Annotated in this window: 13 protein-coding genes; 9 read left to right on the top strand and 4 right to left on the bottom strand. The window is 72.8% G+C overall.

Annotated elements, in window-relative coordinates; genetic code table 11:
- Positions 1 to 36: 36 nt before the first annotated feature.
- Complete coding sequence (locus ACFXDE_RS42295; protein WP_380499512.1) at positions 37 to 501, bottom strand: hypothetical protein; 465 nt, start codon at positions 499 to 501, stop codon at positions 37 to 39.
- A gap of 261 nt (positions 502 to 762) precedes the next feature.
- On the opposite strand from ACFXDE_RS42295, the gene ACFXDE_RS42290 reads away from it, so the two are divergent.
- The 4 genes from ACFXDE_RS42290 to ACFXDE_RS42275 are packed head-to-tail and all read left to right on the top strand — an operon-like array spanning position 763 to position 3,484.
- Complete coding sequence (locus ACFXDE_RS42290; RefSeq protein ID WP_380445247.1) at positions 763 to 1,062, top strand: PadR family transcriptional regulator; 300 nt, start codon at positions 763 to 765, stop codon at positions 1,060 to 1,062.
- Positions 1,059 to 1,841: a hypothetical protein gene (locus tag ACFXDE_RS42285; protein ID WP_380445248.1), complete on the top strand. Its 783-nt coding sequence runs from the start codon at positions 1,059 to 1,061 to the stop codon at positions 1,839 to 1,841. Before ACFXDE_RS42290 ends, ACFXDE_RS42285 begins: the two co-directional genes overlap by 4 nt.
- 51 nt (positions 1,842 to 1,892) lie before the next feature.
- Entirely contained in the window at positions 1,893 to 2,669 is a 777-nt protein-coding gene (gene uppS / locus ACFXDE_RS42280; RefSeq protein ID WP_380499510.1) for a polyprenyl diphosphate synthase, read from the top strand.
- Between the two features lie 29 nt (positions 2,670 to 2,698).
- Positions 2,699 to 3,484, top strand: coding sequence for a class I SAM-dependent methyltransferase (locus ACFXDE_RS42275; RefSeq protein WP_380499508.1), 786 nt, complete (start codon positions 2,699 to 2,701; stop codon positions 3,482 to 3,484).
- 44 nt (positions 3,485 to 3,528) lie between these two features.
- Here the strand turns inward: ACFXDE_RS42275 and ACFXDE_RS42270 are convergent, their stop codons facing one another.
- The 3 genes from ACFXDE_RS42270 to ACFXDE_RS42260 all read right to left on the bottom strand — a co-directional run bounded on the left by ACFXDE_RS42270 (position 3,529) and on the right by ACFXDE_RS42260 (position 6,574).
- Positions 3,529 to 4,518, bottom strand: coding sequence for a hypothetical protein (locus ACFXDE_RS42270; protein WP_380499506.1), 990 nt, complete (start codon positions 4,516 to 4,518; stop codon positions 3,529 to 3,531).
- Positions 4,519 to 4,622: 104 nt separating this feature from the next.
- Positions 4,623 to 5,486: an alpha/beta fold hydrolase gene (locus ACFXDE_RS42265; RefSeq protein WP_380499514.1), complete on the bottom strand. Its 864-nt coding sequence runs from the start codon at positions 5,484 to 5,486 to the stop codon at positions 4,623 to 4,625.
- A gap of 113 nt (positions 5,487 to 5,599) precedes the next feature.
- Complete coding sequence (locus ACFXDE_RS42260) at positions 5,600 to 6,574, bottom strand: alpha/beta hydrolase family protein (protein ID WP_380499504.1); 975 nt, start codon at positions 6,572 to 6,574, stop codon at positions 5,600 to 5,602.
- A 213-nt stretch (positions 6,575 to 6,787) separates the two neighbouring features.
- Here ACFXDE_RS42260 and ACFXDE_RS42255 point away from each other — a divergent pair, with 213 nt between their 5' ends.
- The 5 genes from ACFXDE_RS42255 (at position 6,788) to ACFXDE_RS42235 (ending at position 14,039) form a co-directional block, all read left to right on the top strand.
- Positions 6,788 to 7,381, top strand: a complete 594-nt coding sequence (locus tag ACFXDE_RS42255) for a TetR/AcrR family transcriptional regulator (RefSeq protein WP_380499502.1) — start codon at positions 6,788 to 6,790, stop codon at positions 7,379 to 7,381.
- A gap of 261 nt (positions 7,382 to 7,642) precedes the next feature.
- Positions 7,643 to 9,835, top strand: a complete 2,193-nt coding sequence (locus ACFXDE_RS42250; RefSeq protein ID WP_380499500.1) for a M60 family metallopeptidase — start codon at positions 7,643 to 7,645, stop codon at positions 9,833 to 9,835.
- Positions 9,836 to 9,953: 118 nt separating this feature from the next.
- Positions 9,954 to 11,516: an immunity 49 family protein gene (locus ACFXDE_RS42245; protein WP_380499498.1), complete on the top strand. Its 1,563-nt coding sequence runs from the start codon at positions 9,954 to 9,956 to the stop codon at positions 11,514 to 11,516.
- 220 nt (positions 11,517 to 11,736) lie between these two features.
- Complete coding sequence (locus ACFXDE_RS42240; protein WP_380499497.1) at positions 11,737 to 13,371, top strand: hypothetical protein; 1,635 nt, start codon at positions 11,737 to 11,739, stop codon at positions 13,369 to 13,371.
- 95 nt (positions 13,372 to 13,466) lie between these two features.
- Complete coding sequence (locus ACFXDE_RS42235) at positions 13,467 to 14,039, top strand: DUF4240 domain-containing protein (RefSeq protein ID WP_380499496.1); 573 nt, start codon at positions 13,467 to 13,469, stop codon at positions 14,037 to 14,039.
- The last annotated feature ends 132 nt before the right edge of the window (positions 14,040 to 14,171 follow it).

Below are 14,171 nucleotides of genomic sequence, written 5' to 3'. Positions count from 1 at the left end.
GCCGATCGACCGACGATCGGCCCGCGGCCCCTGTGCTCACGTCTCTCGGGCGACCGGCTTGGGGTAGATCCGGGCGGTGGTGAACAGCGGACGGTCCACGACGGTGACGGAGTGGACGGACCAGTCCGAGATGTCGCGCCCCGCGGGACGCATGCCGAGCCACTCCCGCGCCCAGCAGAACGGGCGGCGGCCGTAGCGCAGGACCTCGCGGCAGTGGTCGAAGGCGACGTCGACCGGCAGGCCGCCGTCGGCCAGACCCCGGGCGCAGCCGGAGTCGAGGACGAGGCCGCGCCCCATGAGGGCGCGGCTGGCGAGCCACAGTTCCTCGACGGTGCCGATCACGCGGCCGTCCGGGAGGGCGAGGGGCAGGGGCATGGTGGAGCGCGTGAGCGGCCGGCTGATCGGGACGGGCGCGATCATCGGCCGCTCCGGCGTCGTGGCGCGGTGGCCGAGGGGTGCGAGGACTCCCTGCCAGGCGGCGGCGGTGAGCGTTGGGGCCATGGCCGCACGGTAGGGCCGTCGACCGGCCGCGGGTGCGCATACGCGCCGTCGGCGGGAAACGGTGTGACCGGGCTTCCCCCGCTCGGCCGTGTCCCGCGGGCGGGTGGGTCGGCCCGGGAACCTCGACGCTCGGGCGCGGTCGTCCGCACTGGCTGATCGTCAAATTGCGGCGGGTGTCGCGATGATGCGCATCGCTTACTACGTGGCGCGTAGTTCGCGGCGCGTAGTATGGTCCTCCGTCGGATCGGAAGGAGCGACGACATGCAAGCCAACGACGCCCAGACGCTCGTGCTCTGCGCGCTGGCCGACGGGCCGCTGCACGGGTACGCCGTCAACGCGGCGATCGAGGAGCTGACGGGGGAGCGGCTGGGGCCCGGCAGCCTGTACGGGGCGCTGGCCAGGCTGGAGTCGAAGCGGCTGGTCGAGCCGCTCGACGGCCAGGGGCGCCAGCGGCCGGTGCAGTTGACGGCCCTCGGCCGCGAGGTGCTGGAGCGCGAACTGCGCGCCATGGCCCGGGTCGCGGACGCGGGACTCCGGCGACTGGGGGTGAACCCCGCGTGAGCGTTGTCGCCCGAGGCCTGGTCAGGCTCTACCCGGACGCGTTCCGCGAACGCTGGGGTTCGATGGTGGAGGACGAGGCCCGCGGCGCGGGCTGGAAGTCCTGGCCCAACCTGATCGCGGGCATCGCCGACATGTGGCTGCACCCGGCGGTCTGGCCCGCCGACTCACCCGCGCAGCGCCAGCGGCGGGTGGCCACGATGGGCATCACGGTCGCCCTCGCCGCCTGGTTCCTCGGTCACCTGGCCGCCGAACAGGCCGACTCGCTGCCCGCCGTCGGCGTCCGGGAGGCGGTCATGCAGGGCTGCACCACGCTGCTGCTGCTCGGCATCGCCCTGGTCGCACCCCGCCCCCGGCCCACGCCGGGCGCCGCGATCACGCTGCTGGGCTGGGCGGTCCGCCGCCTCGCCGCACCGACACTGCTCGGCACCGCCGTCGTCATCCTGGTGCACAGCGGTGTCGACGCGGACGCCTCGCCGCCCACCCTGCGCACCGCCGTGCTCGCCGCCTGGTGGATCGCCCTCGGCCTCGGCGCCGTCCAGATCCCGCGGATCTTCACGGGTGTCGGCGCGGACGCCGTCGTGCCACCCGGCACCGGCCGCCTCCGGGCCGGCGTGTGGACCCTCGCCGGCGCCAGCGCCACCGGTGGCGCCACCATCCTCGGCGTCTCGCTCACCGGCCTCCACCTGCTCGGCGTCGGCATCGGCGCGGGCCTGCTGCTCCTGACGGGGGTGTGCGCCGGCACCCTGCGCGATCTGCGCGACCTGCCACCGGCGTCGTGATCCGGTGGCGCGTCCGGCCTCGACCGCGCTCCACTCCAACCCACTCGGACGGTGCCCATGCCCGACCTGCTCCGCTCCCTCTACACCCGTCGGCTGCGCCGCGAGGTCATGGCGGGCCCACTGCCCCGGCACGTCGGGCTGATCATGGACGGCAACCGCCGCTGGGCCCGGCAGATGGGCATGGCCGACCCGAGCCTCGGGCACAAGGCCGGCGCCGACCACGTCGAGGAGGTGCTCGCCTGGTGCGAGGCCCTGGGGATCGACCACGTCACGGTCTTCGTGTGCTCGACCGAGAACCTCCAGCGCCGCGGCGACGCCGAAGTCGCCTACCTGATGGGGCTGATCGAACAGGTGGTCACCGACCGCCTCACCCGACCGGACGCCCGCTGGCAGGTGCACCTCGCCGGCCTGACCGACGCCCTGCCCGACAGCACCGCCCGCGCCCTCAAGGAGGCCGTCGAGGCCACCCGCACCTGCACCACCGGCGCCCACGTCACCCTGGCCGTCGGCTACGGCGGCCGCCAGGAGGTCGTCGACGCCGTGCGCGACCTCATGTACGCGCGGGCCGAAGGCGGCGCCTCGCTGACCGAGGTCGCCGACGCGCTGACGGTCGACGACATCGCCCCGCACCTGTACACCGCCGGACAGCCGGACCCCGATCTCGTCATCCGGACCAGCGGCGAACAGCGGCTCTCCAACTTCCTGCTCTGGCAGAGCGCTTACTCGGAGCTGTACTTCTGCGAGGCCTACTGGCCCGCCTTCCGCGAGGTCGACTTCCTGCGCGCCGTCCGCAGCTTCGCCGCCAGGCAGCGGCGCTACGGCGGCTGAGCATCCACGCATCCACCGATGGGGGACCGATGAAGAACCCTTCCAGCACCACTCCGCCGCTCTACGACTCGATCGGGGCCGGCTACCGCGACACCCGCCGTCCCGACCCGAGGCTGGCCGCACTCATCGGCCGGGCCCTCGCCGGAGCCCGCACCGTGGTCAACGTGGGCGCCGGAACCGGCTCCTACGAACCGGCCGACGCCGCCGTGACGGCGGTCGACCCGTCCCGGGTCATGCTCGACCAGCACCCCGGCGCGACGAAGGTGCGGGCCGCCGCCGAGCACCTCCCGTTCGCCGACGGGCGGTTCGACGCGGCGATGGCGGTCATGACCGTGCACCACTGGCCCGACCTGGAAGGCGGGCTGCGGGAACTGCGCCGCGTGTCCCGGCGCCAGGTGGTCTTCACCTGGGACCCGGAGCACCGCCCGGAACTGTGGATGATCAGCGACTACCTGCCGCAGATCCGCGAGCTGGAGCACGCCCGGTTCACACCGCTGTCGACGGTCGCCGAGACGCTCGGCGCACACACGGTGCTCCCGTTCCCGATCCCGCACGACTTCACCGACGGCTTCCAGATCGCCCACTGGCGCCGCCCCGAACGCTTCCTGGACCCCGTCGTCCGGCGGGCCAGCTCCACCTTCGCCCAACTCCCCGCCGACGTCGTCGAACCGGCGATCGCCAGACTGCGCGCCGACCTCGCCTCCGGCGCATGGTCCCGCCGCTACGGCCACCTGCTCGCCCGCGACAGCGTCGACTACGGCTACCGCCTGCTGATCGCCGGCGGCGAGCCCCCGGATCCGGGGGACCTCGCATAGTGCCCCGACGTGCAGATCCGGAAGAGGAAGTCGTGCTGCTCGGGTCACTGGCAGTTCTGCACGTGCGGGTGGTCGTACGAGGCCGTGCACACGTACAGCTGCAGGGCGCCGCTGCGGCCGATGTCGAGCTGCGTCGCGTTGGCGGGGCCGAGGGAGTGCAGGCCGGTGTAGCCCGCGTCCTCCAGCGGCTGCCAGCTTCCGCTGCCGCCGTCCCACTCGCTCCCGTCGATGGTCAGCAGCGGCCGGACGTCCGAGCCGCACTCGGTGCAGGCCATGGGGAACGGGTCGGAGAAGCTCCACGGTGCGTGGCCGCCGACCTTGCAGCCCGGGGCGACGCCGAGGTCGTACTGGTAGACGAGGCCGTGCCGGTCCTCCCAGGCGACGAGCCGCTCCGCCAGCTCGTCCGGGAGCTCGTGCGGTGCCGGGTACTCGGTGACCGTCTCGGGGTGCAGGACGCACGCCTCGGGCAGGTAGTGGTCGTTGCCGATCACGGACGGCTGCGGGGCCGCGGTGAGCGGGTCGGTCACGTCGGCGGCGCTCCGCCAGCGCAGTTCGGTGCGGGGCAGGTAGTCGTCGTGGTCGAACGGGCACCAGAGCACCTGCAGCAGGTCGGTGCCCTCCGGGCGCGGAAGGCCGGGTACGTCCGCCGCGTCGAGCTGGGCCACCGGGACCATCGGGACCGGGCCGTCCTGGGGAATCCGCTCCCGGTCGCCGATGCGGTCGACCGTCGCGCGCTCGTCCGGGGTGAGCAGGTCGGCGCCGTCCTCCCGGGGGCGGCGCCACGCCTCGGCGAGGATGCGCCGCCGCAGCCGCACGTCCTCAGGCGAGGAGCCGACGTACGAGGGGCCGGTGTGCTCCGGGCAGGTCGGCCACGGCTCTCGCGCGGGCCACAGCAACGGGCCGCCGATCGAACTGTCCGCGGCGGTCGGCCGGCCCGCGCGGGGGTGGAGCCGCACGGCCACCCGGGCCAGCGGCGTGAGCTCGGGGAAGTGCACGGTGACATCGACCGGGCGCGGCGGAGTGGTGCGGCTCATGGACGAGACGATAAACGCCGGAGGCCGCCCGTCCGCGCGGGGGTTCGCGCGGTGGACGGCCTCCGGGTTTCGGCAGCGGGGAGTTCGGAGACCCGCTGCCCCCGTCACGAACCGGCGGGAAGGAGTGCGACGAGCTCGCCCAGGACGCGGGCCGCCGGGGCCGGGTCGACCAGCCACTTGAGGTGGCTGCTGGTGAGCGTGCGGACGTCGTACGGGTTGTCCGGCGTGAGTGCGTCGGCCTCGCGGATCATCCGGTCCTGGACGGCGAGCGGCAGGCTGGTGTCCTCGGTCAGCCGGACGTACGTCCTCGGGATCCGGCCCCACGTGTCGCGCCGGGCCCGGTCGTCCTCGGTGCCGGCGTCGAGGTTCTCGTCGGGCTGGAAGGTGTTGAGGAGGGCCATGAACTCGTCGTCCGTGCCGTCGGCGAGGAAGGCCGCCTTGAAGCCCGCGAGGGCGCCCGGGTCGGCGGTGCGGAAGTTGGAGCGCAGCAGGCCCAGTTCGGCGGGGTTCGCGACCATCGCCGCGCCCATCGCCGCGAGGTCGACCGTGGCCATCTCGGGCTCGGCGTAGTAGGCCCCGACGGTGAGGTCGACGGGGGCCCACGAGGAGACGTAGACGATGCGGTCGATCAGGTCGGGCCGCTGGTTGGCCGCGACGGTGGCCGTCATGCCTCCGCGGCTGTGCGAGACGAGGATGACGGGCCCGTTCCGCTTGGCCCGCTCCAGTATCCCGATGAGGTGTGCGGCGTTGTCGGCGAGCGTCACGCCTTTGATGGCTCCGGGCTCGGTGGCGAGCGCTGCGAGGTCCTGCGGTGCCTGGTAGGCGCGCGGGTACGTCGCGGCGAACCCGTGGCCCGGAAGGTCGACGGCGACGGAACGGTGTCCGAGGAGGCCGAGTTCGGCCTGGAGCGGGGCGAAGGCGAAGGAGTTCGAGAAGGCTCCGTGAACCAGTACGAACGTCGGTTGCATCTGCTGGTGACTCACTTTCAGGTCCTCTGCGGCGTGGACCGCGCACGGGTCGCACGTGCGAACGGCCGTCCACGATCCGATGGTTCAGAGTACTCAACGGAAGATCATCCGCACTACCCGCACGGTACGGCCTCCTTGGACTCGACGCTCCCGAGCGCGGCGGGGTCGGCGCCCAGCGCGTCGAGGGCGTCCGGCCAGGCGGTGTCGCCGGGGTCGAGTGCGGTGCGGAGGTAGGCCCACGTGAGGTGCCGGACGGCGGCGACCCGCTCGGGGTTCTCGTCGGTGGTCTCGGCGACGTCGTAGCCCGAGATGCCGCCGAGGCCGTGTTCCGCGTCGAACAGGGTGAGCAGCGACTTGGGACCGGGGGAGAGGGTGTACGGGTCGGTGTGCCACTCGGGGCCGCGGACGGTCAGGTGGGTGGAGGCGTCCTTGTCGCCGGCGACGACGAGCGCGGGTGTCGTCATCGTGGAGAAGTCGGTGGTCAGGAAGAACGGGGCGGTGCGGGCGAAGGACTCGGTGATCGCGTCGCCGCCGCGGCCGGGTGCGGCGAGCAGCACGCCTGCCGTGATCCGGGGGTCGGCGAGGTTCACCTCCGTTCCGGTGTCCGGGTCGGTGAGCCGGGCGCCCAACAGCAGACTCGCGGTGTGCCCGCCCATGGAGTGGCCGGCGACGGCGATCTTGGTGTGGTCCAGACGCCCGGCGAGCTGCGGGACGGCGGCCTCGATCGCGTCGAGCCGGTCGAGGATGCGCGACATGTCCTCGGCCCGGGACCGCCAGTGGAGCGGTGCCCCGGGGGTGTCGGGGTCGAGGGTGCCGCTGAGGGTCCGGGAGCTGAGGTGGGTCGGCTGGATGACGGCGAAGCCGTGGGCCGCCCAGTAGTCGGCGAGCGGGGCGTAGCCGTGCAGGGAGGAGAGGTGGTTCGAGGGGCCGTGGCCGTGCGAGATGAGGATGATCGGGAGGTCGGAGCCGGTGGTGGGCACGGAGACGCGTACCTCCAGGTCGACGGCCCGGCCGGGAACCGGCAGCGTGACGGGGCTGACCGAGAGAACAGGGCTGGCCGAGAGAACGGGAGTGGACGGTGAGCTCATGATGAGGTCCCTTCGATGGCTTCCCGCAGCCGGTCTCGTCGAGACAGCACGAGACAGCACGAGAGAGCGGGAGGTAGCACGGCACAGCGCGCGGAAGCGGTCGGGAGCGTCGGCCCCGCCTGGTGCCGTGGCACTAGACTGAAAGCGGAACGCGGTTCCGATTCAGGATGCGGAACGTGGTTCCGTTTTGTCAACGGCCGTCGGGAGGAAGACGTGGAACCCATCGCAAGCCCGTCCGGGGAGCCGCCCGTCCGCGGCAGGCGCGCCGACGCGCTGCGCAACCGGCAGACGCTGCTCGACGCCGCCGCCGAGGTGTTCGTCGCGTCCGGCGTCGACGCCCCGATCCGGGAGATCGCGGCCAGGGCGGGCGTCGGGACGGGCACGGTCTACCGCCACTTCCCGACCCGGGCGGACCTCGTCGTCGCCGTCTACCGCCACCAGGTGGAGGCCTGCGCCGAGGCCGGCCCGAGCCTGCTGGCCTCGACCGGCTCGCCCTTCGCGGCGCTGCGCCGGTGGATCGACCTCTTCGTCGACTTCCTGGTCACGAAGCACGGGCTCGCGGGCGCGTTGCAGTCGGACAGCGGCGGCTTCGCGGCGCTGCACGAGTACTTCCTCGACCGCCTGCTGCCCGTCTGCACGCAGCTGCTCGACGCCGCGGCCGCCGCGGGGGAGATCCGGCCCGGCACGGAGGCCTACGAGCTGATGCGCGGTGTCGGGAACCTCTGCATCGGCCACGACGGCGACCCGCGCTACGACCCCCGCCGCCTGGTCGACCTGCTCCTCCGGGGATTGGCACACCCGGCCTGATCCGGTGTCAGCTCGGGGGCGCCGTCCACTTCTGGTTCGCCGTCCCGGTGCAGGTCCGGATCTGCATCCTCGCCCCTCGCCCGTCGCCGGCCGCCGAACCGCCCGCCCGATCACCGGTACGGCCCCCTGCGTCCTACGAATGACCGGCCATCGGTCGCCGACCGTAACCGATCATGCTTCTCTGCTCGCAGAGAGTTCCGGCCGCGCTGCGCGGAGCCGGACCGCGCGATCGCGCACCCGGACGACAGAGAGGTGGACGCCGTGCTGGCAGGAGTCGGACGCTGGGGCGGGAGGGGCGCGTGTGCCGCGCTCGGTGCCCTGCTGGCGGTGGTCGGCGCGGCTCCGCTCGCCCCGGCGCGGGCACAGACCGGGACCGACGTCACCGTCACGGCGAGCGGGCCGGCCAAGGCCGCCGTCGGGGAGTCGATCACCTACGGCGTCAAGGTGACGGGCAGCGGCGTCCGCACCGAGGACACCACGCTGACGTTCCGTCTGCCCGACGAGGTGGACTTCGTGTCGGTGGACGGACGGTCGTGCGCGGCCACCGCCGACCGGCGCGGCGTGGTGTGCGCCTACGGGGTGCGGCAGGGCGGCACGTTCGGGCAGCCGGACATCACGGTGCGGATCAAGGACTCCGTCGCGGTCGGCACCCGGATCACCGCCCGCTTCACCACGAGCTACCGCCTGGGCGGCACGCGCTACGACGGCGGGGAGGCGAGCGTGGTCACCGAGGCGGTCCCGGGTGGTCTGACGTGCCCGGTGGTGCAGGACGCCGGGCTCTTCCCGCAGCCGCGTACGCAGGCCTTCCCCGCCCTGCCGACCTCCGCCGCCGAACGGGACCGGCTGCAGATCCGTCAGGCGCTGGCGGACGTGCAGCCCACCGGGTTCTGCCTGCGCGCGAACCGGCCGGTCCAGGTGACGGTCACCGGCGGATCCCCGGACGCGACCGTGGAGCTGCAGGTCGGGACCTGGGCCCTGGTGGACCCGTACAGCCGCACCGGATACGGCACCTACACGGCGAGCCAGTCCCCGCCGCGGTCCTACCGGCTGCAGCCCGGCGAGAACCGGATCGGCGACCCCTCTGGCGGGATCCTCTACGTGCGCCACACGGCCGACTCGCCCGCGAACGCCCCCTCCGTCACGGTGACGCTCGACGACGGCACGGCCGTCCAGCCGATCCCGCACTTCGACCGGCAGAGCACCACCAACGCCCAGTGGCAGCGCATGCTGGGCGCCACCACGGCGACCGGTCCGGTCGAACTGGTCGGCGACCACGTCGTCATCGCGGGGATGCAGGAGTCCGCCCTGCGCTACGCGGGCGAGAGCCAGGACGAGCTCCTGGACACCTACGAGCAGATCCTCCGCGCGGAGGACGACCTCGCGGGCCTGGACGGCTCCACCGCCCGCGACACGCGCTCGCCGCTGCGCTTCCTCGCGGTCGAGAGCCCGTCAGGCACGAACCCCAACGCGACCTACTACCGGATCGCGATGCCCGGCAACCGCGACGGCGTCCTCTACTCCGCGACCGAGGCGGCGAACAGCTGGGGCCTGTTCCACGAGTTCGGGCACCAGCACCAGCAGCGGTGGACCTGGGGCGCCGGCCAGGACACCAACAACATGGGCGAGGTCACGGTCAACCTCTACTCCATGGCCGCGGACCGGCAGTTCGGGCACACCACCAACGGCTGGGCGGACGAGACCACCTGGGCCCCGGGCCGGGACTACCTCGCCCAGTCGGCCCGCGACTTCGCCGCCGCGCCGAACAAGGCGCAGTTCGACATGTTCGCCCAGCTGGACAAGGCGTTCGGCCCGGATTTCTACCCGGCGCTGCACCGGCGGATGCGGGCCGAGCGGCCGGACCTGGCCGACACCGACCGGCAGATGCGCTGGTTCACCGTCACCGCCTCCCGGATCGCCGGAGCCGACCTGAGCGACCACTTCGCCGACCGGTGGGGCCTGCCGCTGAGCCGGGAGACCCTGGCCGCCCTGGCCGCACTAGGCCTCCCCAAGCCCGCCACCGACCCGAGCACCGTCGCCGCGTTCACGGGGAAGAAGGACACCCGCACCGAGATCGTCCGCTTCACCAACCGCACCGGCACGGCCCTGAACCGGTCGTCGCTCGACCTCCGCGACGGCACCTGGGCCCGGACACCGGCGGAGCGGATCCCCAACGGTCGGACCGCCGTGCTGCGGGTGACCACCAGCGGGGGCATCGACGGCACCGCCGGCTACACGCTGCCGGGCGCCGGCCAGGGCGGATTTACTTACCGCAGCCCGGAGTTCAGCGCGAACAACTACGCGGTCAGCACCGGTCAGGGCATCAAGGTCACCGTGAACGACCAGGACCAGAACACCCGCACCACCCCGCCCGGCACCTCCCTCGACAGCTACACCAGCACCGTCCTGGGCAAGGGCGACGACCCCACCGTCTGGGTCACGTACGAACGCGCGTGACCGGCGTCCGCGGGGCCGGAGCGATCGAGCCGGCCCCGCACTCCGGCCCGGGGGCGGTGTCAGTCCCCGCTGGTAGCGTGCCGTTCGGCAGTGAAGATCAACAGGAGGGGCGGCAGCGGTGCGGGAGATCACGCGTCACGCGGTCGACGGGCAGCGGGTTGCCGAAGCGCTGGACGGCATCGTCAGGCGGACCAACCACCGGCAGTACGAGATGTGGCGCGAGGGTCCGTCCCCGGAGCGGATGCTGGCGCTGCGCGACGAGCTCCTCGACCACGTCGCCGCCCGTACGGTCGAGCACCCGGTCCAGGAGGAGGCCCCTTCCGGACTGGTCCTGCGGACGGCGGCGGAGATGGCCCTGGGGGCGCTGAGCGTCGGCTGCTTCCCGGACGGCGACCAGGAGATCCTCTTCCCGCTCATCGATGAGAAGTTCACCAACGACGACGTCTCCTTCGGCGCCGTCGCCGAGCGGGCCCCCACGGCCCGGACGTGGCTCGACGCGTTCGAGACATGCCTGGTCAGCGGGCTGCTGTGGGAGCGGGAGCGCGTCATCGGACTGCTGCTGCGGTGCGACTACGCGCCGGCGATCCGGGACGGCGTGCCGTACTCGCGGCTGACGTCGGTGTCGGACCCGGCGGACCTCGCCGCGATGGACGCGCTGTGCCCCTACCTGGCCGAGGCGAGCGGGCACCTGCCCGCCGACTGGCCCGCGGTGACCCTGCGCAAGCCGGAGCCGGACGAGCTCGCCGCGGCGGCCGGCCGGCTGGACGCCGTCGCCTCCCTGACGGCGGACCAGCGCCTGCTGCGCGTCCTCCTCGACGACGACCGGCCCGCGTTCGAGCAGGCGCTGGCGGCGCGGCTCGTCGAGTACCGGGAAGGCCTGGACGCCGATCCGGCCCCGCGGACCCTGCTGCCGCTCGGCACCCTGGCCCTGGCCGCCCTCGCGGTCCAGGTGCACGGGTGGGCGCTGGAGGTGCGGTCCGACTACCTGTCGGCCGATCCGCCGGCTTCGCCGCCGGCGCCCCGGCGCGAGCCCGACGGCGGGTCCGAGGGCCCGCTGGGCAGCGTGTACCTGCGGCTGGTCGCCGAGGAGTCGATCCCGGCCGAGGCACGGGAGCAGTTCGGCTACCTGCGCCCGCTGGCCACGGACCTCCTGGTGGGCATCGCCCTGGACACCCCGGAGAGCATCCGCGTCCTCGACGACCGCGACGTGGCCCTCGTCGACCGGCACGTCCTTGAGGCCGCCGCGCGCACCAACCTGCTGAACTCCCCTGTCGACTACGACACGTACGACCTGCCCGACGGTGCGGTTCTCCACATCCTCGGCCACCCCGAGTCGGTGTTCGCCGCCAGCAAGCTGCTCGTCTTCGAGGAGACGGTACGCGCCGCCGACGGCCCGGCGATCCCGGCCGAGGGCGTGCTGGTCGTCGTCCCGAACCGGCACAACCTCGTCTTCTACCCGCTCGCCGACGAGCACGTGGGCGAGGCCGTCAACTCGCTGGCCCAGTTCGCGTTCGGCGCCTACGAGGACGGCCCCGGGCGCCTCTCGCCCCGGGTGTTCTGGTGGCGGGCCGGCACCCTGACGTGCATCACCGCCTTCGAACCCGAGAGCCGGACGATGAGCATCTCCCCGCCCGACGAGCTCATGACCATCATGCGCCGTCTGGCCGGAGCGGCCGGCTGAGGGCGAGAGGCCGCGGCGCTGCCGGGTCCGTCGGCCCTGCTCGCCCGCCGGGCCGGGCCTCGGCAGGCCCGCCCGGGTGATCGTCCCGGCGTGGCGGTCGTGGCGGTCGTGGCCGCGCTGCGAGCCTGGTCGGCGGCCTGGCGTCGGACGATCCGGACGCCGGCTCGCCGATCCCACCCGGTTCGCCGATCCCCACCCGCAGAGCCCGAGGAGCCCCGCCTTGCCGCACCGGTTGTCCGTTCCCCGGCTGACGGCCCTCGTCGTGGCCCTGCTCCTCGGGCTCTGCGCCTGTTCCAGCTCCGGGCCGGTCTCGCGCCAGGCCGATGCGCACGCGAGCTCCCCGCCCGCCGACGTGGTGGCCGCGGGCGGTCCGCTGGTCGGCGACCCCGCCCTCGTCCCCGGCGAGCAGTCCTGCGCGGCCGCGGAGGGCAACGCCCCGTGGTACCCGACCATCGCCGCGTTCGAGGTCCACGACTCCAACCGGACACACCTGTACGCGTGCGCGCACTTCGCGGGCGCCCCGTCGAACAACCAGGTCTACGCCTACGGTTCGCAGCAGGTCTACGCCACGCCGTACAACATCGTGGACCGCGGGCCGGACGAGCTCTACGTCTACGGCGGCGGCTACGGCGATAACCCGGCCGCGTCCGGCTCGTTCGTCTCGCGGGTCGAGCCGGGCACCTTCAACGAGGTCTGGCGGCGCGTGCTCATCAACACCAACGCCACCGACGAGTGGGACTACCCGGGCGTCCTGAACGTCCTGTCGGACGGCAGCCTGGTGGTCGTCTACGGCTACCACATCGCCCGGATCGACCCGGCGACCGGCGCGGTCCTCGCCCGCACGACCCTCCCCACCGGGGACTCGGCCCCGCGCGACACCGCGTACAACGGCTACGACGCGCTGCCCGACGGGACGATCGTCGCGAAGACCGTCAACCGGCAGCCCGGATGCACCGAACAGGGCTTCAGCGCCTTCCTCAACTGCCCCGACCCGACGGCCGTGCCGCCCTCGATCATGGTGGCGATCGACCCGAAGAGCCTCCAGGTGCTCTCCCAGGTCACGCTGCCGGAGATGATGGGCGGGCGCATCACCACGTCGACGCTGAACGGGACGCAGGAGATCTACCTGCCGGGCGCGACCAAGCTCTACCGCTACGCGTACCGGAACAACGCCTTCACCCCCGACCCCACGTGGGGACCGGTGAGCTACCTCAAGGACGGGCAGACCGCCGCGTCCGCCATGGCCGTCATCAACGACTACGTCGTCGCGATGACCAACGGCGGGAAGCCGACCCCGACGCCGATGAGCGTCGTCGCCGTCTCCCAGAGCGACTCGACCAAGGTGGCGAACGTCCAGCCGTTCGCGAACAGCGGCAGCAAGAACAGCTTCATCCCGTCGATGGTCTCGGTCGACCCCGAGAACAACCGCGTCTACGCCATGGACGCGGGGGCGGGCAAGCTGGCCGGGATCGACCTGTCGAACGGCACGCTGTCGGTCGCGTGGACACAGGACCAGACGACCCTCAGCTTCACGACCCTGCTCGGGCCCAAGGACCAGCGCGTCCTGATCGGGACGGACATCCCGGTGAAATTCTTCCAGGGGCTCAAGAAGTACGACACCGAGCAGGTGGTGTGGCGCAGGGCCCAGGACGGGGCCGAACTCGCCCGCTCCAGCCAACTCCCCAAGATGACCCAGGGGATCCTGGTTACGCCCGGCTACGCCGGACTCCAGTACTTCCTCACCGCGGACGGCCACGTCACCGGCCTCCAGGTGGCTCCGAAGCCCGCCTCGCCGTCGCCGTCACCGTCACCGCCGCCGTCCGTGTCGGGGAGCTCGACGAAGCCGGCGAGCTGATCGCCCGTAAGCCGTGTGCGGAATCACCGCACGCACGAATGGAAAGGGGGGAGAGAGGGAGCGGGCCCGAACGGGCGCCGCGCCTCCGACTGCCGATGGACGAAGACACTTGGTGGGCCTTGATCGAGGAGGCCCGCGCCGCGGTGGGCTCCCGGGCGGACGACCGGGACCCGCCGGACGATCCGCTTCCCGAAGCGCTGACGGACGTGCTCGTCCGGCTGAGCCGGGAGGAGATCGTCGAGTTCGCCGTAAGACACGTCGAGGCACGGCAATCCGCCTATCGGTGGGAGCTGTGGGGAGCCGCCGACCTGATCGAGGGCGGGTGCAGCGACGACGGCTTCATGGACTTCCGCGACGGGCTCGTCCTTCTCGGGCGCGCCACGTTCACCCGGGCCCTGGCGGACCCCGACACGCTCGCCGACCTTCCCGTGATCACCCGCATGAGCCGCGAGGAGGCGGGCTGGATCGGATACGAGTCGTTGAGTTACCCGATCGCGGACGCCTACCAGAGGATCACGGGCGAGACCGAATCCCTCGACGAGGGGATCGGTCGAGCCCTTGAGGACATGGCCCACCCCGAGGACCCGGCGGGCGAGCGATGGAAGTTCGATGACGACGAGGAGACGCGGAGCCGTCTCCCGAGACTCGCGGAGCTCTTTCTCGACTGAGACCGCCCATCGCTCCTGAAGGGCGTGAGCCGCGGTCAGCGGAACGCCGGTGGGGGGGTGCGGGGTGGGGCGGCGCCACCGGGGGGGGGGGGGTGGTCGGGTGTTCAACGGAGGATAATGTTTAAAAAGCAG

The organism is Kitasatospora sp. NPDC059408, from assembly GCF_042751525.1.
Classification (GTDB): Bacteria; Actinomycetota; Actinomycetes; order Streptomycetales; family Streptomycetaceae; genus Kitasatospora.
This window is presented reverse-complemented; position numbering and strand designations above follow the sequence as displayed.